Genomic DNA, 24,047 nt, shown 5'->3' on the forward strand with positions numbered 1-24,047 from the left:
ATGCCTTCCCGCACCACGAGGACCCTCGTCGTCGCGACGTCGGCCGCTCTCGCGATCGGCGCCCTCGCCGGTTGTTCCTCCCTCGGCCACGTCGACACACCGGTCGCGACGCTCACGACTCCCACGGGCAGCGCTCCGACCGACGCGGGCAAGAAGGCCGCTGCGGGCACGATCACCGTCGCCGACCAGTCCGGCCCCGCGGACCGCGCAGCAGCCCTGAGCCGAGCACTCTTCGCGAGCGCCCCGGGCTTCGTCCTCGTCCCGGACTCCACCGGAGCCACCACGAGCGAGCAGCAGGACACGGCGAAGACCGCGGCGAACGCTGCAGCCCGCCTGCACGTCCCGGTCCTCGTCGCCGATGCGGGGCAGACCACCGAGCGCGAGGCGAAGCGCCTCGGCGCCACCTGGTACGTGCCCGTGGACGACGCGCACGACGACGTCCACGCCGAACGCATGCGCCTGTCGGACGCCCCGGACGTGCCGGAGCCGCACCGTCCCTCCAGTCCGGCGGTGGTGGTGACCACTGACGATCCGGCGGACGCTGCGATCCGCGGGACCGTCGACGCGGCGGGCGCGACCGCCGTCGAACTGCCGGGAGGCACGTCCAGCGTCGCCGACGCACCCCACGTCATCGACGACCTGCGGAGCGCACGACACGGCGCGACGGTCCTGCTCGGCGAGCGCTTCGCCGACGATCCTGACCCCGACTACAGCGTCCGCGCGGCACGAACGGGATGGCAGCTCCCCGGTGGCGGTCAGCGCCCGTTCGACGGACACCGCTACGTGGCCCTGTACGGTGTCCCGGGCACTCCGGTGCTCGGCGCCCTCGGCGAGCAGGACCCTGCCGCTTCGGTGCAGCGCGTCCAGGCCCTCGCCGACCAGTACACGCCGCTCTCCGACGAGCCGGTGGTGCCGTCGCTCGAGATCATCGCGACGGTCGCGGCAGGGGCTCCCGGTGACGACGGCAACTACTCCAACGAGCTCCCCGTCGACCGCCTCGAGCCGTACGTCGACGCCGCGACGGAGGCGCACATGCCCGTCATCCTCGACCTGCAGCCGGGCCGCTCCGACTTCCTCAGCCAGGCGAAGCAGTACGCGTCCCTCCTCGAACGGCCGGGGGTGGGCCTCGCGCTCGACCCGGAGTGGCGGCTCGGCCCGGACCAGGTGCCGCTCAAGCAGATCGGATCGGTGAGCGCGGACGAGGTGAACCGGACCGCCGCCTGGCTCGCGGACCTCGTGGACCGGAACGACCTGCCGCCGAAGATGTTCGTGCTGCACGAGTTCCGCGCCGCGATGCTGCAGGACCCCGCTGCGATCGACGTCGACCTGCCGCAGCTCGATCCGCTCGTGCACGTCGACGGGCAGGGGGCGCAGCCCGACAAGCAGGCCACGTGGAACGCGCTGCACCAGGGCGCGCCGAAGGGTGTGGCGTGGGGCTGGAAGAACTTCTTCGACGAGGACGCGCCGATGCTGACGCCCGAGCAGACGATGCAGCAGGTCTCGCCGACACCGGACCTGATCACGTACCAGTAGGCGCGGCTGCGCGCCGCCCACGCTCGGACTGGAGGCGCGGCTGGGGTCGTTCCCGCACCGCGCGTCCGAGTTGTCCACAGGTCGGCTGCTCGCGGCCCGGGTGTCGCCCGCAGCTGACACCATGGGGCACATGACACCGACAGCTCCTCCCTCCGCCGTGGCGCCGACCGACGACCTCCGTGCGGCGGCGACCGAGGCGCTGCATGCGCTCACGGGGCGACCGGACGCGGTCTTCCACGACGGGCAGCTCGAGGCGATCAGCGCCCTCGTGGAACACCGGCAGCGCGCGCTCGTCGTGCAGCGGACCGGTTGGGGCAAGTCGGCGGTGTACTTCCTGGCGACGCTCCTCCTGCGTCGTCAGGGTGCTGGACCGACCGTGCTGGTGTCACCGCTCCTGGCGCTCATGCGCGACCAGGTCGCCGCCGCCGCACGTGCCGGGGTCCGTGCCGTCGCGATCAACTCCGCGAACGCACACCAGTGGGACGACATCACCGCCAAGCTGCGGGCGGACGAGATCGACGTGCTCCTCGTCTCCCCGGAGCGCCTCAACAACCCGAAGTTCCGTGACGAGCAGATGCCGACCCTCATCGCGCGGATGGGGCTGCTCGTGGTGGACGAGGCGCACTGCATCTCCGACTGGGGGCACGACTTCCGGCCGGACTACCGACGGCTGGCCGAGCTCATCCGCTCGCTGCCGGACGGGGTCCCGGTCCTCGCGACCACCGCGACGGCGAACGCCCGTGTGGTCGCCGACGTCGAAGAACAGCTGACCGTCACGCCGGAGTCCCCCGTGTTCACGATCCGCGGCTCGCTCGCCCGGGCGTCCCTGCGGCTCGGCGTCCTCACCCTGCCGGATGCCAGGGCGCGGCTCGGCTGGCTGTTGAACCACCTCGGCGAGCTCCCCGGCAGCGGCATCATCTACACGCTCACGGTCTCCGCGGCAGAAGACACGGCGCGGCTCCTCCGCGACGCCGGACACGCGGTGCGCGCCTACACCGGTCGCACCGACACCGACGAGCGCGAGCAGCTCGAGCAGCAGCTCAAGGGCAACGAGCTCAAGGCGCTCGTCGCGACCAGTGCGCTCGGCATGGGGTTCGACAAGCCCGACCTCGGGTTCGTGGTGCACGTCGGGGCGCCGTCCTCCCCCGTGGCGTACTACCAGCAGATCGGTCGTGCGGGGCGTGCCACGGACAACGCCGACGTGCTGCTGCTCCCCGGGAGGGAGGACCGCGAGATCTGGCAGTACTTCGCCAACGCCTCGATGCCGTCCGAAGACCGCGCGTCGGCCGTCCTCGGCAACCTGGAGCGAGACCGGGCGTTCTCCACGGTCGCACTCGAGGGACTCGTGGACATCAAGCGCTCCACGCTCGAACTGCTGCTCAAGGTGCTCGACGTCGACGGCGCGGTCAAGCGGGTCGCCGGCGGGTGGGTCGCGACCGGGCAGCCGTGGACCTACGACGCGGAGCGCTACGCACGTGTCGCCGAGGCCCGGCGTGCCGAACAGGACTCGATGATCCGCTACGAGCAGGCGACGACCTGCCGGATGCAGATGCTCCAGCAGGACCTCGACGACCCGACCGCCGAGCCCTGCGGCCGGTGCGACATCTGCGCTGGCACGTGGTTCCCGTCGGACGTGTCGTCCGACGCCGCATCCGGGGCGGCAACAGCCCTCGACAAGGTCGGCGTGGAGATTCCTCCGCGCGCGCAGTGGCCGAGTGGCATGGACAAGCTGAGCGTCCCCGCGAAGGGCAAGATCGGCCCCGCGGAGCAGGTCGGTACCGGACGCGCGGTCGCACGACTCACGGACCTCGGCTGGGGCGGGACCCTCCGGGCGCTCTTCGCGGCGGATGTGCCGGACGCCCCCGTGCCGGACTCGCTCATGCAGGGGTGCATCCGTGCGCTCCGCGACTGGCCGTGGGAGCAGCGGCCGACCGGTGTCGTGGCGATGCCGTCACGGTCCCGGCCGCTGCTGGTGGCGTCGATCGCGGCGGAACTCGCCCGGATCGGTCGGCTGGAGCACCTCGGGACCCTCGACCGCGCGGGCGGGCAGCCCCGCGGAGACGGTGCCACGAACAGCGCGTACCGGCTCGCGGGCCTCTGGGACTCGTTCGTCGTCGGGCCCGAGCTGTCTGAGTCGCTCGCGAGGACCTCGGGGCCGGTGCTGCTCGTCGATGACCTCGTGGACAGCCGCTGGTCGGTGACGGTCGCAGGGCGGGTGCTCCGGCGTGCCGGGGCCGACTCGGTGCTGCCGTTCGCCCTCGCCGTCGTCGCCTGAGCGTCACCGCCTGAGGGCCACCGCCTGAGCGTCGCCGCGCGGAGCCGGCTCGCTCGCGGCGTCAGACCGTGGAGACGGCTGGGCGGCTCGCACGTGCCCGCATGATGACGAACGGCACCGCCGCCCACAGCATCGAGGCGACGATCGGCGGCGCCCCGCTCTCGACCGACAGTGTCTCGATGTCATCGGTGGTCATCGACAGGACCACGGACGTCACCCACACCGCCGTGGACACCGCGGCGACAGCGGTCGTGAAGACGAGGATGTTCGCCGTCGCACGGGCGTCACGGACGAGCGCGATCGCCAACAGGCTGATCACCGTGCAGACGAGTGTCAGGGCACCGACCTCGACCAGGAAGTCCCCCGGTGTGCCGAATGCGTCAGGCCCGGATCCCGCGATCGTGCTCCACCGGGTCGCGACGTGTCCCGGAGCCTTCTCGAGCAGACCGATGGCGGCCGACGCCAGGACCAGGAGCGGCACGCTGACCGCGGCTCCGGCCCACAGTCGCGACGTGTCCGTCGCGATGTCAGGACCGACGGTGTCGTGCGGGCCGCTGCCGGACCGAGCTCGGGAGCCGTGGGTGGCTTCGGTGGACTGCATCGTCGGACCTCTCTGTCAGGAGCAGGTCCAGCATACTGACATTCGAGTATGCAATGTCAAAACCAGTACCGTCAGTCGTCGGTGGGTGCGAGTTCCGCCCCGGCGATGACCGTCGCGTGCGTGTAGTCGAGGATCACGAGCGAGTGCACCGATGCTGGCAGGATCTGCGGGGTTCGGAATGTCAGCACCACCGTCGACGCATCGTTCGGCAGGAGACCGACCTCGATCGGATCGCCTCCCGCGACACCGCTCGCGGACCCGCTCCGCACGACGGACCCGACTCCGTCCGCACCGGTCACGATGTCACTCGCGGCGAGCTGCACTCGGAGATCGGAGTCCGGCTGCGTGGTCACCGTCAGCCCGGTGACGGTGATCCGGACCGCACGATCGCCGTCGCGGGTGATCCGGACGGTGCCACTCGCCGGGCTCGGCGATCCGTTCGCACCACTCGCGCGCACCATGCCGATGATCGACCCCTCGACCGGCAGCGCAGTGCGGTACCAGGCGTCCGAACCGAGCGGCCCCGGTCCCGAGCTCGGCGCGATGCGCGGCTCCGCGGCGGAGGCCGTTGCCGATGGTGCCTGGGACGACGACACCGGACCGGGCTCGACCGGGTCCCGGGCCGTGCACCCCGCCAACAGCACCGTGCAGGCGAGCGCGAACGCCAGCATCACGACGCGCACGGGTGCACCAGCGCTCGACGACACCTCGAGCGACGCGATGGACGGAGCTCCGTTGCTCCGTCCTCGCGGCCGCCTCAGATCGCCGAGTGGCTCCATGCGCGAACCCGAGCCGGATCAGGTGCGCTTCCGGCGCTCCCGGACACGCATGTTCACGGTGATGGGGGTGCCGTCGAAGCCCCAGACCTCGCGCAGGCGACGCGTGATGAAGCGACGGTACTGCGGGTCGAGGAACCCGGTCGTGAACAGGACGAACGTCGGCGGACGGCTCGACACCTGCGTCCCGAACAGGATCCGCGGCTGCTTGCCGCTCCGCACCGGGTGGGGGTGCTCCTGCGTGAGCTCCGCGATGAACGCGTTGACCTTGCCGGTCGGGATGCGGGTGTCCCACGACTCGAGTGCTGTCTCGAGCGCGGGGACGAGCTTCTCGAGGTGTCGGCCGGTGCGTGCCGAGATGTTGACACGGGGTGCCCACGTCACGTGCGCGAGGTCCTGCTCGATCTCGCGCTCGAGGTAGCGCCGGCGGTCGTCGTCGAGCAGGTCCCACTTGTTGTAGGCGATGACGAGGGCGCGACCGGACTCCAGGACCAGGTCGATGATCCGGAGGTCCTGCGTCGAGATCTGCTCGGTGACGTCGAGGATCACGACCGCGACCTCGGCCTTCTCGAGCGCGGCGGTCGTGCGGAGGGAGGCGTAGAAGTCGGCACCCTGCTGCAGGTGCACGCGCTTCCGGATGCCGGCGGTGTCGACGAAGCGCCAGACCTTGCCGCCGATCTCGACCTGCTCGTCGACGGGGTCACGCGTCGTGCCGGAGAGCTCGTTGACGACGACGCGCTCCTCCCCGGCGGCCTTGTTCAGGAGTGACGACTTGCCGACGTTCGGACGACCGAGGATCGCGACACGACGCGGTCCCCCGATCTCCTGCTTCGCGACGGCCGAGATGTCCGGGAGTGTCTTGATGATGAGGTCGAGGAGGTCCGCGACTCCGCGGCCGTGCAGCGCCGAGACCGGGTGCGGCTCTCCGAGGCCCAGGTTCCAGAGCTCGTAGACGTCGAGTTCGCGACGCTCGTCGTCAGCCTTGTTCGCGACGACGATCACGGGCTTGTCGGTCCCGCGGAGCATCTTGACGACGTGCTCGTCGGTTGCGGTCGCGCCGACCGTGGCGTCGACCACGAAGAGCACTGCGTCGGCGAGGTCGACCGCGACCTCGGCCTGCGCCGCCACGGAGGCGTTGATGCCCTTGGCGTCGGGCTCCCACCCGCCGGTGTCGACGAGGGTGAAGCGCTTCGCGTTCCACTCGGCCTTGTAGGCCACGCGGTCTCGAGTCACGCCGGGGACGTCCTGCACCACGGCCTCGCGACGGCCGAGGATGCGGTTGACCAGCGCGGACTTGCCGACGTTCGGGCGTCCGACGATCGCGAGCACCGGGAGCGCCGGTGCGTAGGTGTAGCCGTCGGCACCGATCTCGATCTGGTCGAGGAGCTGGATGTCCTCGTCGTCGAGGTCGTAGTCCTCGAGGCCGGCGCGGAGCGCGTTCGCACGCTGCTCGGCTGCGGCCTCGTCGATCTCGTCGAGCCGCGCCGCGAGAGCGCCGTCGTAGTCGGGGAACGTGTCGTCGCCGGCGCCGGGCCGGTCGTCATTGCGCTCGTCGAGTTGAGCCATGGGGTGTCCTAGTCAATGGTGGCCGCGCGGGCCAGGTCGACCACCGCCTGCACGGTCTGGTCGAAGTCGAGATCGGTGGAGTCGACGGTGGTGACACCGTCTGCGGCGTTCATGAAGTCCACGACCCTGGAGTCCGCCTGGTCACGACGTGCCAGTGCGCGAGCTGTCTCCTCTGCCGACTGGGTCGTGACCTCTGCCGAACGCCGGGCCATTCTAACCGACTCGTCCGCCGTCAGGAGGATCCGTACTTCGGCGTCCGGTGCGACGACCGTGGTGATGTCACGGCCCTCGGTGATGATGCCCGGTGCCGACGCCTTCCGCATCACGCTCCGGAAGAGCTGCACGAGGCGTTCGCGCACCTCCGGGAGCTTCGCGATGTGCGCCACGGCAGCGGTGACCTCTGGCGTGCGGATCGCCTCCGTGACGTCGACGCCACCGACGTGCACGAAGTAGTCGTCGGGGTCCGTCCCGATGGCGTAGTCGAAGGTGTCCCATGCCGCGAGGATCGCGGACGCGTCGTCGAGGTCGACGTCCGAGCGGAGCACGTGCCACGCGAGTGCCCGGTACGCGGCACCCGTGTCCTGGTAGTCGAAGCCGAGGGCACGTGCAGCGGCCTTCGACACGCTCGACTTGCCGCTGCCGGCGGGGCCGTCCACCGCGATCACGAACTTGGCCACGAACGCCCCCGCGCCGAGACCCGCGGGCTGGGGCGCCCTGGTCTCACCGGGCTCGCCCGCGTCGCCGTTGTCGTTCCCGCCGAGGACGCCACCGCCGGCACCGGCACCGGCACCGGGCGTCCGGGGCTCGGGCGTCCCGGTCGGAGCGGGCAACCCGGAGTCCGGCGTGTCCGGTCCCCCGGTCACACCCGAATGGACCACGCCGTTCCATGCCGTGACGACGTGCGCGGTGCTGCCATGCAGATCAGTGCCGTCGTTCGACCCGGTGCTGTTGTTCATGCCCATGCCGCTGCGATCCTCCATCCGCGCTCCTCGAGTTCGTCGAGGAGTCGCTGTTCGTCCTCCGGGACCACCGACACCTCGACGATGCCGATGGGAGCCCCCGGCGAGTGCTCGAGGCGGAGGTCCTCGAGGTTCACGCCGATCTGCCCGATCTCCATGAGGAGCTGTGCGAGCTGTCCGGGGGTGTCGTCGATGAGCACGACGATGTTGCTGAAGCGCTTGCGGGTTCCGTGCTTGCCGGGCAGCCGCGCGACCCCGACGTTGCCCGATGACATCGCCTCGGCCACGGCGCGCGGCGAACCGCTGGCGACGGGATCGGCGAGCGCATCGATCACGCCGTCGAGTTCGTCGCGGATCGCCTGGAGCACCGGCCGCACCCGCTCGGCGTTCGCACCGAGGATCTGGACCCAGAGTCCGGGATCGCTCGCCGCGACGCGGGTGACGTCGCGGACGCCGCCCCCGGCGAGTTCGAGGAACTCCTCCGGGGCGGAGCGGAGGCGTGAGGCCATGAGGGTCGCGACGATCTGCGGCGCATGCGAGACGAGTGCGACCGCCTGGTCGTGAGAATCGACGTCCATCTCCACGACGCTCGCCCCGACGTCGAGCGCGAGGTCCTCGACCAACGCGGCACCCCGGTACGAGATGTCGGGATGGCCCGCGATCACCCACGGACGACCGATGAACAGGTCGGCACGCGCAGCGATCGCCCCGCTGCGTTCCCGGCCGGCCATCGGGTGCGAGCCGATGTACCTGCTGAGATCGGCGCCGGCGGCGCGGAGCGCCGCGAGCGGCCCCGCCTTGACGCTCGAGACGTCCGTCACGAGGGCTGTCGGGTGGTCGTGGAGCTCGCGCTCCACGACGGTGGCCGTGACGTCCGGGGGGACAGCGACGACGATCAGGTCGGGAGCGTCGCCCGGAACTGGGCGTCGGCCAGCGCCGTAGTCGACCGCGAGGGCGATGGAGGCCGGGGACGCGTCGTCGAGCACGACGTCCACCCCCTGCTGCCGGAGCGCGAGCCCGATGGACGCGCCGAGCAGTCCGGTGCCGACCACGCGCACCTGACGCCCCGCGAGTCGCCGTGCGCCGGCGGGGTCGACCCGCTCCGTGTCCGTCACGGTCGCTCCCCTCGTCGTGGCGGCCACTGCGTCGGCCGCCGTCCACCGACCGCTCGTGCGACCGTCGTTCCCACGAGCCTACCGAGGTCGGGCGTGCGGTCGGACTGGAGGCACGGTGCCTGTGGACAGATCCGGGACCGTCCCGCAGGTGGTCACCGAGACCACTCCGCGGAACGCCGGTCCGCGGCTCAGTCCTCGGCGACGACCTCGGGTGCCTCGTCGACCGCGTCGGACCCGGCGGTCGGCCCGGGAACGGACGCCCCGTGGTCGCGTGCGATGGTCAGGATCTGTCCGAGCTCGACGGTGGTCATCTCGCGCATCTTCCCGGCGCCGAGCGTCCCGAGCGTGATCGGCCCGAACGAACGACGGACGAGTTCCTCGACCGGGTGCCCGATGGCGTCGAACATGCGCCGGACGATCCGGTTGCGTCCGGAGTGCAGGGTGACCTCGACCATCGACGACCCGCGGGACGTCTCGATGAGCCGGGTCTTGTCCGCGGCGATCCACCCGTCGTCGAGCTCGATCCCCTCCTGCATCTGCTGTACGGCAGACGGCAGGACGTTGCCCTCGACCTTGGCGATGTAGGTCTTCGAGACGCCGAACGACGGGTGTGCGAGCACGTGGGCGAGCGCACCGTCGTTCGTCATGATGAGCAGCCCCGAGGTCTCGGCGTCCAGGCGGCCGACGTTGAAGAGCCGGGCCTCGTACTTGTCGGCGAACTGCGAGAGGTCGGGGCGGCCGTGCTCGTCGAGCATGCTCGAGACGACGCCCGTCGGCTTGTTGAGGACGATGTACTTCCGCGAGGAGTCCAGCTGCACGGCGACACCGTCGACCGCGATCTCGTCGGCCTCCGGATCGACCCGGCGTCCGAGCGCATCGGCGACCTCGCCGTTCACGGTCACACGGCCTTCGGCGATGAGGTTCTCCGCGACACGACGGGACGCGATGCCTGCGGCGGCGATGACCTTCTGGAGTCGTTCGCCGGTGTGGAGCTGCTCCTCCGGCTCGGTCGGACCGTCGCCGTCCGCGACCGCGTCGTTCCACTCGGGGATGTAGGGACGCTCCGGCGTGCCCTCGACCGGGACGCCGTGCTCGTCGACCTCCCCGGCGGGCAGCGGGGTCACACGAGCCTGGGCGCGGTCCTGGTCGGCACGCTTCGCCGCCGCGGCCTGCTTGTCGATCGGGTTCTGCGGGCGGAGGTTCCTCGGGCTCGCCGTCCCACCGACGTACCGGCGGCCGTTGTGCCAGACCCTCGACTCGCTCCCCTGGTGCTCGTCGCGCCCACCACGGTCGTCGCGCCCACGGTCGTCGCGCCCACGGTACGGAGCACGACGGTCGTCGTCTCGGGGTGCGCTGCGTCGCTCGTCGTCGCGCCCGCGGTACCCACCTGACGGACGGTCATCGCGCCCCTGGTACCCACCCGGAGCACGGTCATCACGCCCACGCGACCCGCCGGCAGGCCGATCGTCGCGGCCGCGGTACCCGCCCGGCGCACGGTCATCGCGACCCTGGTACCCACCGGACGGACGGTCATCGCGGCCGCGGTACCCACCCGGCGCTCGGTCGTCTTGACCCTGGTACCCACCGGACGGACGGTCGTCTCGCCCACGGGCGCCGCCCGAGGCACGGTCATCACGCCCGCGGTAGCCACCGCTCGACCGGTCATCTCGACCCTGGTACCCACCCGGAGCACGATCATCACGCCCACGCGACCCGCCAGCAGGCCGATCGTCGCGGCCGCGGTACCCACCGGCCCCACGATCATCACGACCCTGGTACCCACCCGACGGACGCTCGTCACGCCCACGGGAGCCACCGGCCGACCGGTCATCGCGACCCTGGTAGCCACCCGGAGCACGGTCATCACGCCCACGCGACCCGCCAGCAGGCCGATCGTCGCGGCCGCGGTACCCGCCGGCTCCACGATCATCACGACCCTGGTACCCACCCGAAGGACGTTCGTCACGTCCGCGCGACCCGCCCGGCGCACGGTCGTCGCGTCCGCGGTAGCCACCGGTCGACCGGTCATCACGACCCTGGTACCCACCCGGAGCACGGTCATCACACCCACGCGACCCGCCAGCAGGCCGATCGTCGCGGCCGCGGTACCCACCGGACGCTCGGTCGTCACGACCCTGGTACCCACCGGACGGACGCTCATCGCGTCCGCGCGACCCGCCCGAGGCACGGTCGTCACGACCCTGGTACCCACCGGGCGGACGCTCGTCACGTCCGCGTGACCCTCCGGCAGACCGGTCGTCGCGCCCGCGGTACCCACCCGAGGCGCGGTCGTCGCGACCGGCCCCCGAATCTCGACCCGATCCTCCAGACCGATCAATGCGTCCGGACCGATCGTCGCGACCGGACCGATCGTCACGTCCGGGCCGGCCACCGCCGGCCCACCCGCCGGACGTACCGCGGCCCGCACCGCGCCCCTCAGGCGCACCGCGCCCGTCGGAGCGTCGATCGGAGCGTCGGTCGTCCGAGGGACGCCCCCGCGAAGAGTCATACGGAGCCATTGTCGAATCCTTCCGCGCCGTCCTCGAGGAGCGGCGAGATGAGCGGCAGCTCGTCGAGCGAGTTGATGCCGAGTTGCACGAGGAGCAAGTCCGTCGTCACGTAGTTGATCGCGCCGGTCTCGCTGTCGGTGAACGACTCCGCGATGAGCCCACGCGCGGTGAGGGTCCTGACGACGCCGTCGACGTTGACGGCCCGGATGGACGCGATCTGCGAGCGCGTCACGGGCTGCTTGTACGCCACCACCGCGAGCGTCTCGAGCGCCGCCTGCGAGAGCCGTGACGGGTTCTCGGTCTGCACGAACTGGTCGACCACCGCGTCGAGATCGCCGCGGACGTAGAACCGCCAGCCTCCCCCGACCTCGCGGAGCTCGAAGCCGCGGCGGATCCCGCCGTCCTCGCCGTCGAAGTCCGCGACCAGTCGCTCGACGGCCTGCCGGACCACCGCCACGGGCGATCCGACCGCCGTCGCGAGTGCGACGAGCGACTGCGGCTCGTCGGCGACCATGAGGATCGCCTCGATCTGCCGGTCGACGGCGACACCCGACATCGGCGGATGCGATCCCGGAGGAGGAACGGCAGCGCCGCGCAGCTCCTCGTCGGCGAACCGGGCCTCCGCGATCTCGTCGGATCCCCCGGGCTCTGCCGACCCTCCGGAGTCGACCGCGCCCGCGGTGTCATCCGTCATAGTCGGCTCCAAGGTTCGCGAGGCTCTCGTCGGTCCAGTGCTCAGCGGTCCATCGGAGCAGCAGCTCCCCGAGCGGTTCGAGCTGTTCGAAGCCGATGGAGGCGTTCCGGTACAGCTCGAGGATCGCGAGGAACCGAGCCACAACGATACCCGTCTGCTCGACCCCGGCGATCAACTCGCGGAACGAGACGTCGGGAGCATCGGTGTCGGCCCTGGTGCGCAGCATCGACACGACGATCGCGGCCTGCTCGCGGATGCTCACGAGGGGCGCGTGCAGATGGTCGAGTCCGACCGTGGGGATCTCGCGGGGCGCGGTCGCCAGGGCTGCGAGCGCGGCGAAGTCCTGCACCGACAGCGTCCACACCAGTTCCGGGGTGCGTGCTCGGAACCGTTCCTCGAGTCGCACGCTGCGGACGTGCCGTCGGACCTCGGTGTCCCACTGCGCGCCGAACCAGTGCGCGGCCTGCTTGAACGCGCGGTACTGCAGGAGCCGCGCGAACAGCAGGTCCCGCGCTTCGAGCAGCGCGACGTCCTCGGCGTCGACCAGCTCACCCTGCGGCAGCAGCCCGACGATCTTCAGGTCGAGCAGCGTCGCCGCGACGACGAGGAATTCACTGGCCTCGTCGAGCTCGTCCTGGGACTCGGCGGCGCGCACGTACGCGATGAACTCCGTCGTGACGACGCTGAGCGCGACCTCGGTGATGTCGAGCTGGTGCTTGGTGATGAGCGACAGGAGCAGGTCGAACGGTCCGTCGAAGTTGCCGAGCCGGACCCGGAACCCGGTCGGCGCGCCCTCGGACGCGGTCGGAGCAGCGGCGGTGTCACCGTCCGCTGGAGCGGGGAGGGCCTCAGGCGACGGCGCCACGCGCAACGAGCTCTCGCGCCAGCTGCCGGTAGGCGCCGGCGGCCGGGTGGTCCGAGGCGGTCTGCGTGATCGGCCGAGCTGCGACGGTCGCGTCCGGGAACTTCACGGTCCTGGTGATGACCGTCTCGAGCACGTTCTCCCCGAAGGCGTCGACGACGCGCTCCATGACCTCACGACTGTGCAGGGTCCTCGAGTCGTACATCGTCGCGAGGATCCCGTCGAGCGTCAGCGCCGGGTTCAGCCGGTCCCGGACCTTCTCGATCGTCTCGACGAGCAGTGCGACACCGCGGAGGGCGAAGAACTCGCACTCGAGCGGGATGAGCACCCCGTGCGCCGCGGTCAGGGCGTTCACGGTGAGCAGCCCGAGCGACGGCTGGCAGTCGATGAGGATGACGTCGTAGTCCTTGGAGACCTTCCGGAGGACGCTCGCCAGGATCTGCTCCCGCGCGACCTCGGTCACCAGGTGGACCTCTGCTGCCGAGAGGTCGATGTTCGCCGGCATCACGTCGAGGTTCTCGACCGCGGTGGTCTGGATGACCTCGTACGGGTCCTTGATCGTCCCGATGAGCAGGTCGTAGACCGTCGGGGCATCGTGGGTGCGCACGCCGAGACCGGCGGACAGCGCGCCCTGCGGGTCGAAGTCGACGGCGAGCACTCGACGGCCGTACTCGGCGAACGTCGCCCCGAGGTTGATGGACGTCGTGGTCTTGCCGACGCCGCCCTTCTGGTTGCAGAGGGTGATGATCCTGGCCGGACCGTGTCCGTCGAGGGGTGCGGGCACGGCGAACGTCTGCACGGGTCGCCCGGTCGGACCGATCGCGGGCGGGGTCCCGATGGACGGAGTCGTGGGGTTCGTGCTCACGCCCACAATGGTAGCGGCGACCACCGATCCGCCCGGCAGGCGCACGGCAGCGCGACACGGACTGGAGGCACGGCTGGAGCCCGCCCCGCACGTCACCCCGTCGGGTGGACCCGTCGCGGCTGCTCCCGTCGGGCGCGGGGGTGGGACGTCTGGTAGACGTCGCGCAGCATGTCCGCCGTGACGAGCGTGTAGATCTGCGTCGTCGCGACCGACGCGTGCCCCAGGAGCTCCTGCACGACGCGGACGTCGGCGCCGCCCTCGAGCAGGTGCGTCGCGAATGAGTGCCGGAAGGTGTGCGGGGACACGTGCGGACCGAGGTGCGCCCGCTCCGCCGTGGCCTGGATCACGAGCCACGCACTCTGCCTGGAGAGCGGCGCACCACGCGCCCCGAGGAACAGCGCGGACGTCCCGGTGCCCTTCGCCGCGAAGAGCGGCCGTGCCCGGACCAGGTAGGCGTCGATCGCCGCGAGCGCGTACGACCCGAGCGGCACGATCCGCTGCTTGTTGCCCTTGCCCGTGACACGGACGACGGTCACGTCGGGCTCGTCCGGAGACCCGTCATCGGTGGTGTCGTCGTCGAACGCGGTGATGTCGTCGACGGCGAGCCCGACAGCTTCGGAGATGCGCGCGCCGGTCGCGTACAGGAGCTCGAGCAGCGCCCGGTCCCGGAGCTGCACGGGGTCGTCGCCGTCCGCCGCTGCGAGGAGCGCGGCCATCTGGTCGACACTGATCGCCTTCGGCAGCCGCATCGGTGCCTTCGGTGGCGACACCGTCGCGGCGGGGTCGATCGGCAGCACGCCCTCGGCCGCGGTGAACGCCGTGAAGGACCGCACCGACGAGAGCATCCTCGCGATGCTCCGGGGCGCGAGTGGTCCCTCCGGCCTGGTGGCCAGGTGCGTGACGAACCCGGCCACCTGCGCCTTGGTGAGCTGGGCGACGTCCGCGACCACGGGCCTCCCGTCCGGCTCGCTCTGGAGCCAGTCCCGGAACGTGCCGAGGTCGCGGCGGTACGCGGCGAGCGTGTGCTGCGAGAGCCCGCGCTCGATCGCGACGTGGCGGAGGAACGTCGCCGTCGCCTGCTCGAGCGTCGTCACGGCGTGGAGCTGCTCAGCGACGTTCGGCGGCGTCGACGGCGAGCGCCGCCAGGAGCAGCGCGGCGTTCGTCAGCCGGCCGTCGAGGGCGCCGGCCACGACCTCGGCGCGCGGAACCCATCGCTTGACGATGTCGGCCTCCTCGTCCGTCCGGTCGAACGCCTCGGCCGTCGCACGGACCCCGCGGGCGCGGTACACGATGAGACGCTCGTCGCTCCCGCCGGGCGACGAGTTGAAGCGGACGAGCTCGGTCCAGTCGTCGGCCTCGAGGTCGGCCTCCTCGGCGAGCTCGCGCTTGGCGGCCTCGAGCGGGTCCTCGCCCTGCACGTCGAGGAGCCCGGCCGGCAGCTCCCAGTCGCGAAGTCGCACGGGGTGCCGGTACTGCTGGATGACGAGCACCCGCCCCTCGTCGTCCTCGGCGTAGATCGCGACCGCGCCGGTGTGGTCGACGTACTCACGGACCATCTCGTGGCCGTTGTAGTCGACGGTGTCGCGGCGGATGTCCCACACCGCCCCCTCGTACACGACCGAGGAATCGGTCACCGAGGTGTCGAACGGCTCGTCCGCGATCGGGGCGTCGGTCACGCGGACTGCTCCTGGACCTCGAACAGCCGCGATGCCTGCTGCCGGTCGAGTGCCGCGGACACGAGACCGGCGAACAGCGGGTGCGCGTGGTTCGGGCGCGAGCGGAGCTCCGGGTGCGCCTGCGTCCCGATGTAGAACGGGTGCACCGCGCGGTCGAGCTCGACGTACTCCACGAGGGTGCCGTCGGGCGAGGTGCCGGAGAAAACGAGGCCGGCGTCGGCGATCTGGTCGCGGTACCGGTTGTTCACCTCGTAGCGGTGGCGGTGCCGCTCGGAGGCCTGGTCCGCGCCGTACAGGTCCCGGGCGAGCGATCCGGCGGCGAGGTCGGCCGGGTAGAGGCCCAGGCGCATGGTGCCGCCGAGGTCTCCGCCGGCGATGATGTCCACCTGCTCCGCCATCGTCGCGATCACCGGGAACGGTGTCTCCGGGTCGAACTCCGACGACGACGCGTCCGGCAGGTGCGCCTCGTGCCGGGCGTACTCGATGACCATGCACTGCAGGCCGAGGCAGAGGCCGAGCGTCGGGATCCCGTTCTCCCGCGCGAACCGGAGCGCGCCGAGCTTGCCCTCGATGCCGCGGACGCCGAACCCACCGGGGACGCAGATGCCGTCGACGTCGCCGAGCTGCTTCGCAGCGCCCTCGGGCGTCTGGCACTCGTCCGACGCGACCCACTTCAGGAGCACCTTCGTGCCGTGCGCGAAACCACCGGCACGGAGCGCCTCGGTGACGGACAGGTAGGCGTCCGGCAGGTCGATGTACTTGCCGACGAGGCCGATGGTGACCTCGTGCTTCGGCTCGTGCACCGCCGTCAGGACCTCGTTCCAGCTGGTCCAGTCGACGTCGCCCGCGGTCTCGGTCAGCCCGAGCGCGTCCACGATGTAGGAGTCGAGACCCTGGTTGTTGAGCATCGTCGGGATGTCGTAGATCGAGGGGACGTCGACGGCGTTCACCACGGCCTGCTCGTCGACGTCGCACATGAGCGCGATCTTGCGCTTGTTCGACGACGAGACCGGGCGGTCGGAGCGGAGCACGAGGGCGTCCGGCTGGATGCCGATGGAGCGGAGGGCGGCGACCGAGTGCTGGGTCGGCTTCGTCTTCTGCTCACCGGACGCGTTCATGAACGGCACGAGCGACACGTGCACGAAGAACACGTTGCCGCGGCCGAGCTCGTGGCGCACCTGCCGCGCGGACTCGATGAACGGCTGCGACTCGATGTCGCCGACGGTGCCGCCGACCTCGGTGATGATCACGTCGGGCTGCGGGTCGTTCTCCGCCTGCTCGCGCATCCGCCGCTTGATCTCGTCGGTGATGTGCGGGATGACCTGCACGGTGTCACCGAGGTACTCGCCGCGACGCTCCTTGGCGATGACGGTCGAGTAGACCTGCCCCGTCGTGACGTTCGCGGACTGCGCGAGGTTGATGTCGAGGAACCGCTCGTAGTGCCCGATGTCCAGGTCCGTCTCGGCGCCGTCGTCCGTGACGAAGACCTCACCGTGCTGGAACGGGTTCATCGTCCCCGGGTCGACGTTCAGGTACGGGTCGAGCTTCTGCATCACGACCTTGACGCCGCGCGCCGTCAGGAGGTTGCCGAGGCTCGCGGCCGTCAACCCCTTGCCCAACGAAGAAACGACCCCACCGGTGACGAAGATGTGCTTCGTGACCTTGGGGGTCGTCGTGTGTGTCTGCGTGCTGTCTGCCTGCCCGTGAAAAGTGTCCGCCACGGGCTTCCATTGTATGGCACGAGCGCCGCCGTGCACAGACCGGTCGCGCACCGCGCGTGTTGCGGACGCGACCACGCGCCGGACTGGAGGGACGGTGCAGCCTGGCACCGTCCCTCCAGTCCGGCGCTGGTCCTGCTGGCAGCTCGGGTCGCCCGCCCGCGGACGTCAGACCGAGGTCGCCGCGACGTCCAGGAGCTCGCGCGCGTGCTCCATGCCGCTCGAGCTGTCCCCGAGCCCGGACAGCAGGCGCGCCATCTCCTGCAGGCGGTCGTCGCCGTCCAGTCGCTGCACGCTCGACGACGTCACCGCGCCGTCGGCGTCCTTGACCACCCGGAGGTGGTTCGTGGCGAACGCGGCCACCTGCGCGAGGTGCGTCACCACGATCACCTGGGTGTTCTGCGCCAGTCGCGCGAGCCGTCGGCCGATCTCGATGGCCGCGGCTCCGCCGACACCGGCGTCCACCTCGTCGAACACGAACGTCGGCACCGAGGTGGTGCCGGCCATGACGACCTCGATCGCGAGCATCACCCGCGAGAGCTCGCCGCCGGACGCGCCCTTGCCGATCGGCCGCGGGTCCGAGCCGGAGTGCGGCTGGAGGAGGATCGCGACCTGGTCACGGCCGACGCGGCGGTACTCCCCCGCGTCGGACACCTCGACGACCAGCCGTGCGCCGGACATCGCGAGGCTCGTGAGCTCGTCGGTGACCCGGGTGCCGAGGTCCGATGCGGCACGGGTCCTGGCCGCCGTGAGCACCGACCCGGCCGCCTCGAGCGCGTCGACGTCGTCCTGCACCGAACGCTCCAGCGCGACGATCCGGTCGTCGTCGCCGTCGAGCTCGAGCAGGCGGTCCGAGGCGCGTCGGCCGTGCTCGATGACGTTCGCCAGGTCGTCGCCGGCCTGCTCGCCGACCTCGGTGCCGGCGTACTTCCGGATGAGTGCCGACAGTGCGGCACGACGCTCGTTGACGAGCTCGAGGTCCTGCCCGACGTCCGCGTCGAGGGACCCGAGGTAGCTGGAGACCTGCGCCGACGCCTCACCGACCTGGAACCCGATCTCGGTGAGCTGCGCGAGGATCGGTTCGAGCTCCGCGTCGACGCCGACGACCCGCTCGATCGCCCGACGGGCGGCATCGACGAGCCCGACGACGTCCGGTGCGCCGTCGAGGGACTCGCTCGACAGGGCCTCGTGCGCGAGTCCCGCCGAGAGCCGGAGCTCCTCGAGGTTCCCGAGCCGTTCGGCGCGCTCCGCCAGCTCGACGTCCTCGCCGGGCTGCGGGTCGACCGCCTCGATCTCCGCGGATGCCTCGCGGAGCAGATCGGCCTCGCGGACACGCTCCTCCCGGTCGCGGGTCAGGGTCTCGAGCGCCTCGGCGTGCGCCTGCCAGGTGTCGAATGCCCGCACGTAGGTCGCGAGGGCGTCCGCGACGGCGGGACCGCCGAACCCGTCGAGCGCGGCCCGCTGTGCCGCAGCGGACGTCAGACGGATCTGGTCGGACTGCCCGTGCACCGTGACGAGCTGGTCGGCGAGCTCGCCGAGGACCGCCACGGGGGCACTCCGACCGCCGACGGTGGCGCGGCTCCGGCCCTCGGCGGAGACGGTCCGCGTCAGGATCAGCTCGCCGTCCTCGATCGACCCCCCGGCGTCTTCGACACGCTCGGCGACGTCGGTGTCCGTGGGGAGCGTCCAGCGTCCCTCGACGACCGCGCTGGGGCTGCCGCGACGCACCGAGGATGCGTCTGCCCTGGCCCCGAGCAGGAGTCCGAGCGCCGTGACGATCATGGTCTTGCCGGCGCCGGTCTCACCCGTCACGACGGTGAAGCCGGGTCCGAGCTCGAGGGTGGCCTCGCCGATGACCCCGAGGTCGCGGATGCCGATCTCGTCGATCACTGGTCGTCCTCGTCGTGCTGCGGTCCACGCCACCCGGTGACGGGGAGGCGGAACTTCGCGACGAGGCGGTCGGTGAACGGAGCGTCCTTCAGGCGGGCGACACGCACGGGCTGGGGCGACCGGCGGACCTCGACACGGGATCCGGGTGCCAGGTCGTGGGTGCGGCGGCCGTCACACCAGAGGACACCGGTCCCGCTCGTGCGCCGGAGGACCTCCACCGCGAGGACGCAGTCCGGGCCGACGACGATCGGGCGGGAGAACAGCGCGTGCGCGCTCAGCGGCACGAGCACGAGTGCGTCGACGTCCGGCCAGACGATGGGTCCGCCGCCGGAGAAGTTGTACGCGGTCGATCCGGTGGGCGTCGACACGACGACGCCGTCGCAGCCGTACGAGGACAGCGGACGGCCGTCGACCTCGGTCACGACCTCGAGCATCCGTTCGCGGGAGGCCTTCTCGATGGTGGCCTCGTTGAGCGCCCAGCTCGAGTAGACGATCTCGTTGCCGACGACGACGTCGACCTGCAGCGTGACCCGCTCCTCGACGTGGTAGTCACCGCGGAGGGCGCGCTCGACGGTGTCCGCGAGGCCGTCCCGCTCGCTCTCGGCGAGGAACCCGACATGGCCGAGGTTCACGCCGACGAGCGGCGCGTTCACGTCGCGGACGAGCTCGGCTGCGCGGAGGATCGTGCCGTCGCCGCCGAGCACGATGACGATCTCGAGCTCGGACGCCTGGACGTCGACGCCGAGGATGTCGACCTTGCCGATCGTCGTCTCGGCACGGCGGATGTCCGCGTACTCGTCGAAGGCCATCACGGGTGTGAGTCCCGCACCGCGGAGGATGTCGCAGACCTCGAGCGCAGCGTCGATCGAGTCGCGCCGCCCGGTGTGCGCCACCAGGAGGATGTGTCGGTCCTCGCCCATCAGCTTCCTTCCGCGGTCGTCGTCCTGACCAGGTCGATCCATTCTGTCGGATTCGGTCCTGGCAGGCCGTCGACCGTGCCCGGGTGTTCGCCTGCGGCGTCATCCGATGCGGGAACCGCACTGACCGGTCGGAGGTGCACCAGGTACTCGCGGTTCCCGTGCGTCCCGATGATGGGTGACGCCGCGACCCCGAACGTCCCGAGTCCCAGGTCCCAGGCGGCCCACAGCACGTTCATCACCGAGTCCTCGCGGAGGCCCGGATCGTGGACGATGCCCTCGCGGACGCCGGTCCGACCGACCTCGAACTGCGGCTTCACGAGGAGCACGAGGTCCGTGGCGCCGACGGCGTCGACGAGGGCGGGGAGCACGATGCGCAGGCTGATGAAGGACAGGTCGCCGACGACGAGGTCGATGAGGCCGGCCTCCGGGTCCATCGCGTGGACCTGGTCGACCGTGAGGTTCCTGGCGTTCGTGCCCTCGATCGACACGACCCGCGCGTCGATCGCGATCCGGGGGTCGAGCTGCCCGTGCCCGACGTCGAGCGCGACGACGCGGTCGACCCCGCGCGCGAGGAGGACCTGCGTGAAGCCGCCCGTCGACGCGCCGACGTCCATGGCGACCCTGCCTGCCGGGTCCACCCCGAACGTATCGAGGGCCGCGATGAGCTTGTGCGCCGCGCGGGACACCCAGTCGTCCTCGGCCTCGACGACGAGCGTCGCGTCGAGCCGCACGGGCGTCGACGGCTTCGTGGCCGTCTTGCCGTCCACCGTGACCCTGCTGGCGAGGATCAGACCGACCGCCGCGGTCCTCGACTTGACGAGCCCCCTGGCCGCGAGCAGTGCGTCGAGCCTGCTGGTCGCCGCGGCGTCGTGCGGCTCAGGCACTCGCACTCCCGCCACCCTCGAGTCGGGTGCGCAGCTCGTCGTGCAGGGCCGCGAACGCACCGGAACGCTCCTCGAGCGGACGTCCCTCGACGTCGCGGACGCGGTCCGCGAGACCCCGCACGTCCTCGTCGCTCGCCGGGTCCGTCATGCCGGACAACCTACTCGCCGCCGTACAGCGCAGGATCGACGTCGAGCCCGTAGATCGCGAGCCCGGAGTCCCAGATCGCGGTCGCACCCGCGCGGAGCAGGTCCATGGCGTCGTCCCCGTGCTCCTCGACCCGGACGACGTGGCCGTGCATCCGGACCCGTGCGGATCCGACGGTCACCGTTCGGGAGCCGTCCGGTGCGTCATGTCGCTCGGTGACCGGGTACGGCTCCGACAGACCGCGGAGGTCTTCGAGCACGAACGTCGGGCGCGAGCGGGCGTCGGCGGCGAGGACCTGCTTCGCCTGGTCGATCCCGGTGAGCACCAGGACACTCGGGATGCCGGCGTCGTTGGCGCCCTTGATGTCCGTGTCGAGACGGTCGCCGATGAACAGCCGCGACCCCTCGCCGAACCGGGCGACGGCGGTGTCGAAGATCGGGCGCTCCGGCTTCCCGGCGACGACGGGCATCCGACCGACGGCATTGTGCACGGCCGCGACGAGCGTCCCGTTGCCGGGTGCGATGCCGCGCTCGACCGGGATCGACCAGTCCATGTTCGTCGCGACCCACGGGATGTCCTTCGCGAGGGCGAACGACGCCTCGGCGAGCTGCTTCCAGCCGAGGTCGGGCGAGAAGCCCTGGATGACCGCGGCCGGGTCGTCGTCGGCGGAGTCGGTGACCCGGTACCCGGCACCCTCGACGATGCTCGTGAGACCGACACCGCCGATCACGAGGATCGTGGCGCCGTCCGGCACGAGCGTCGACAGCATGTGGACCCCCGCCTGCGAGGAGGTCACGACGTCGTCGGGCCCCACCGTCAGGCCGTAGCCGGTGAGGTGGTCGGCGACGTCCTGCGGGCGGCGTGACGCATTGTTCGTGATGTACCCGATCCGGGCGGAGGCGGACGCGGCGGTCAGTGCCTCCACCGCGTGCGGGATCGCGTCCTTGCCCCGGTACACGACGCCGTCCAGGTCGGTGAGGACCACGTCCACCCCGTCGAGGGGCGGCGTCGGGACAGCGGACGACTCAGCGATCGGCGCCCGATCCGTCGACGTCCGTGGGGTTCTCCTCGTCGATCTCGAAGGCTTCGTCGTCGACGTCGACGTCGTCGATGCCGCCGGCGACGTCTGGTCCTTCGTCGAGTCCGTCGTCGCCGGTGAGGCCGTCACCGGGCTCGACGAGGCCGTCGGACTCGACACCGCCGACACGGCTGTCGTCGGCCGCGTCGCCGGGCTCGTGCTGTCCTCGGGGCTCGTGCTGTCCTCGGGGCTCGTCCGGTCCTTCGATCGTTTCCTCGACCACATCGATCGTCTCCCAAGCATCCTCGTCAGCGGCATCGGCGAGTGCCTCTGCCGCACGGTCCACGCGGGCCCACCACTCGTCGGCCTCGTCCTGACGACCGAGCTCCTCGAGAGTCGCCGCGTAAGCACTGTAGAGCGCCGGGGACCACGAGAACGCCGTGGAGGGGTCGAGCTGTGGAATCTCCAACTCGGAGAGTGCCGCCGGGGCGTTGCCGAGGTCGAGGCGTGCGCCCGACATCGCGATCGCGAGTTCGACCTGCACGGGGGCGTCCAGCGCGGCTCGGTCCACGGATCGTCCGAGTTCGAGCGCCCGCTCCGGACGTCCGAGACCGCGCTCGCAGTCGACCATCATCGGCAGCTGGTCGTTCCGACCCGAGATACGGCGGTAGGTGCGGAGCTCCCGGAGCGCCGCCGCGAAGTCGCCGACACGGTAGGAGGTGATCGCCAACGTCTCACGGACCACGGCGACGCGGCCTGCACGACGCCCGGCACTGACGGCGTGCTGGTGGGCGAGCTCGGGGTCCTCGTCGATGAACAGGGCTGCGGCGATGAGGTGCTTCGCCACCCAGTCGGAGTTCTCCTTGCTGAGGGTCTTCAGTTCGCTCCGCGCGACCTTGTCGAGATCGCGGGGATCGATGCCCTCCGGCACGTCGGGGTCGTCGTGCCGCGGGCGGATCGATCGTGTGCCGAACGGGTCGCGATCGACCCACTCGTCACGCGATGCCTCCCCGAAGCGCGAACCCGCGGTCCTCGAGCCGTCACCGAAGCGTTTGCGATCCCCGCCGCGGTCGTCGCGGCCACCGCGGTCGTCGCGCGGCCCGCGCTGCGCACGGTCGCCGAAGGAACGCTGCGGACGGTCGTCGGCACCGCGGTTCGGTCGGTCGCCGAAGGAGCGCTGCGGACGGTCGCCGCCGCGTTCCGGCCTGGAGGCACGGTCCGAGTACCGGGGAGCGTCACCGTCCCGACGTCCACCGTCGCGCGAGCCCGGGAAGCCGCCATCACGTCGGCCGTCACCGCGCTGAGCGTCGGAGCGCTGACCATCGGAACGCTGACCATCGGTGCGCCGGCCGTCGGTGCGGTCGCTCCGCCAGCCAGGCCGGTCGTTCCGTGAGGTACTCGAACGGAAGTCGCGACCCGAACGATCATCGGCCCCGCTCCGAGCACCGGTCTCGCGCGATCCGCCGCCACCCGGCCCACCGCTCCGGGGGCCGCCGTCTCGACGCACGTCGTCGCGACGTCCATCGTCACGCCGTTCGAACTCTCGGGGGCCGCGGGCGTACCCGCCCGTGCGAGATCCGCCGTCACGCGACCCACCGTTCCGGGAGCCACCGTCACGAGGAGCCTCCCGTTCACGGCCGACGGCACGGTACGGCTCGCGGCGGTCACCATCGCGTGCGGGCCGAGCATCGCGTACGCCAGCATCGCGGTACCCACCACTGCGAGGGGCACCATCGCGGTGACCACCAGTACGGGAAGCACCATCGCGGTGTCCGCCGGAGCGAGGGGCACCATCGCGTGACGCGCCACCACGAGGATCGTTGCCGGGAGTTCCACCGCGCGGTGCACGGTGGTCGTCTCCCCCACGGAACGAACCCCGCTGCGAGTTGTCCAGCCCGTCACGCTCGTCACGACCGCGCCCGCGGTCGGACCCACCTCGAGCATCGCGATCATCCCGAGGACGGTCATCCCGCCGCAGGCCGTCCTGGGAACGCTCGTCACGCGCGCGACGGTCCTCGCCGCGGTCGCGGTCGTCGGGT

The 24,047-nt window shown here is 71.3% G+C and carries 21 protein-coding genes; 2 read left to right on the forward strand and 19 right to left on the reverse strand.

What is annotated here, in order from left to right; genetic code table 11:
• A complete protein-coding gene (locus ASF23_RS03645) occupies positions 1–1,533 on the forward strand; it encodes a hypothetical protein (protein WP_055948888.1) in 1,533 nt (510 codons plus the stop codon).
• A gap of 130 nt (positions 1,534–1,663) precedes the next feature.
• Positions 1,664–3,808: a RecQ family ATP-dependent DNA helicase gene (locus ASF23_RS03650; protein WP_055948891.1), complete on the forward strand. Its 2,145-nt coding sequence runs from the start codon at positions 1,664–1,666 to the stop codon at positions 3,806–3,808.
• A 61-nt stretch (positions 3,809–3,869) separates the two neighbouring features.
• On the opposite strand, the gene ASF23_RS03655 is transcribed toward ASF23_RS03650, so the two are convergent.
• The 19 genes from ASF23_RS03655 to ASF23_RS18770 all read right to left on the reverse strand — a co-directional run bounded on the left by ASF23_RS03655 (position 3,870) and on the right by ASF23_RS18770 (position 22,939).
• Complete coding sequence (locus tag ASF23_RS03655) at positions 3,870–4,409, reverse strand: hypothetical protein (RefSeq protein WP_055948894.1); 540 nt, start codon at positions 4,407–4,409, stop codon at positions 3,870–3,872.
• A 71-nt stretch (positions 4,410–4,480) separates the two neighbouring features.
• Positions 4,481–5,092, reverse strand: coding sequence for a hypothetical protein (locus ASF23_RS03660; protein ID WP_156364109.1), 612 nt, complete (start codon positions 5,090–5,092; stop codon positions 4,481–4,483).
• A 114-nt stretch (positions 5,093–5,206) separates the two neighbouring features.
• Positions 5,207–6,751, reverse strand: a complete 1,545-nt coding sequence (gene der / locus ASF23_RS03665; RefSeq protein WP_055948900.1) for a ribosome biogenesis GTPase Der — start codon at positions 6,749–6,751, stop codon at positions 5,207–5,209.
• An 8-nt stretch (positions 6,752–6,759) separates the two neighbouring features.
• Positions 6,760–7,416, reverse strand: coding sequence for a (d)CMP kinase (cmk, locus tag ASF23_RS03670; RefSeq protein ID WP_235510770.1), 657 nt, complete (start codon positions 7,414–7,416; stop codon positions 6,760–6,762).
• Between the two features lie 287 nt (positions 7,417–7,703).
• Entirely contained in the window at positions 7,704–8,825 is a 1,122-nt protein-coding gene (locus tag ASF23_RS03675; RefSeq protein ID WP_055949273.1) for a prephenate dehydrogenase, read from the reverse strand.
• Between the two features lie 188 nt (positions 8,826–9,013).
• The gene (locus ASF23_RS18760; protein WP_055949276.1) at positions 9,014–9,787 is read right to left on the reverse strand and encodes a pseudouridine synthase; all 774 of its coding nucleotides are present in this window, start codon (positions 9,785–9,787) and stop codon (positions 9,014–9,016) included.
• Positions 9,788–9,945: 158 nt separating this feature from the next.
• A complete protein-coding gene (locus tag ASF23_RS18765; RefSeq protein ID WP_156364111.1) occupies positions 9,946–11,055 on the reverse strand; it encodes a hypothetical protein in 1,110 nt (369 codons plus the stop codon).
• 275 nt (positions 11,056–11,330) lie between these two features.
• Positions 11,331–11,891, reverse strand: coding sequence for an SMC-Scp complex subunit ScpB (gene scpB, locus ASF23_RS03690; protein WP_055949279.1), 561 nt, complete (start codon positions 11,889–11,891; stop codon positions 11,331–11,333).
• A 127-nt stretch (positions 11,892–12,018) separates the two neighbouring features.
• Positions 12,019–12,894: a segregation and condensation protein A gene (locus tag ASF23_RS03695; RefSeq protein ID WP_055948906.1), complete on the reverse strand. Its 876-nt coding sequence runs from the start codon at positions 12,892–12,894 to the stop codon at positions 12,019–12,021.
• The gene (locus ASF23_RS03700) at positions 12,878–13,756 is read right to left on the reverse strand and encodes a ParA family protein (protein WP_082473792.1); all 879 of its coding nucleotides are present in this window, start codon (positions 13,754–13,756) and stop codon (positions 12,878–12,880) included. Before ASF23_RS03700 ends, ASF23_RS03695 begins: the two co-directional genes overlap by 17 nt.
• 92 nt (positions 13,757–13,848) lie before the next feature.
• Positions 13,849–14,850 carry a site-specific tyrosine recombinase XerD gene (gene xerD, locus ASF23_RS03705; protein WP_055948912.1) on the reverse strand — a complete coding sequence of 334 codons (1,002 nt, stop codon included), beginning with the start codon at positions 14,848–14,850 and terminating at the stop codon, positions 13,849–13,851.
• Positions 14,851–14,863: 13 nt separating this feature from the next.
• Positions 14,864–15,433 carry an NUDIX domain-containing protein gene (locus ASF23_RS03710; RefSeq protein ID WP_055948917.1) on the reverse strand — a complete coding sequence of 190 codons (570 nt, stop codon included), beginning with the start codon at positions 15,431–15,433 and terminating at the stop codon, positions 14,864–14,866.
• Complete coding sequence (locus tag ASF23_RS03715; protein WP_055948920.1) at positions 15,430–17,154, reverse strand: CTP synthase; 1,725 nt, start codon at positions 17,152–17,154, stop codon at positions 15,430–15,432. The genes ASF23_RS03710 and ASF23_RS03715 overlap by 4 nt, the downstream gene beginning before the upstream one ends.
• A 165-nt stretch (positions 17,155–17,319) precedes the next feature.
• Positions 17,320–19,041, reverse strand: coding sequence for a DNA repair protein RecN (gene recN / locus ASF23_RS03720; RefSeq protein ID WP_055948923.1), 1,722 nt, complete (start codon positions 19,039–19,041; stop codon positions 17,320–17,322).
• Entirely contained in the window at positions 19,038–19,961 is a 924-nt protein-coding gene (locus ASF23_RS03725; RefSeq protein ID WP_055948925.1) for an NAD kinase, read from the reverse strand. The genes recN and ASF23_RS03725 overlap by 4 nt, the downstream gene beginning before the upstream one ends.
• Positions 19,961–20,845 (reverse strand): TlyA family RNA methyltransferase, encoded by an 885-nt coding sequence (locus ASF23_RS03730; RefSeq protein ID WP_055948928.1) that lies wholly within the window; start codon positions 20,843–20,845, stop codon positions 19,961–19,963. The genes ASF23_RS03725 and ASF23_RS03730 overlap by 1 nt, the downstream gene beginning before the upstream one ends.
• Positions 20,838–20,993, reverse strand: a complete 156-nt coding sequence (locus ASF23_RS18630; protein WP_200919290.1) for a hypothetical protein — start codon at positions 20,991–20,993, stop codon at positions 20,838–20,840. The genes ASF23_RS03730 and ASF23_RS18630 overlap by 8 nt, the downstream gene beginning before the upstream one ends.
• A gap of 10 nt (positions 20,994–21,003) precedes the next feature.
• Entirely contained in the window at positions 21,004–21,975 is a 972-nt protein-coding gene (locus tag ASF23_RS03735; protein ID WP_442855001.1) for an HAD-IIA family hydrolase, read from the reverse strand.
• A gap of 40 nt (positions 21,976–22,015) precedes the next feature.
• Positions 22,016–22,939, reverse strand: coding sequence for a tetratricopeptide repeat protein (locus tag ASF23_RS18770; RefSeq protein WP_235510757.1), 924 nt, complete (start codon positions 22,937–22,939; stop codon positions 22,016–22,018).
• Between the last annotated feature and the right edge of the window lie 1,108 nt (positions 22,940–24,047).

The organism is Curtobacterium sp. Leaf261, from assembly GCF_001422205.1.
GTDB lineage: Bacteria > Actinomycetota > Actinomycetes > Actinomycetales > Microbacteriaceae > Curtobacterium.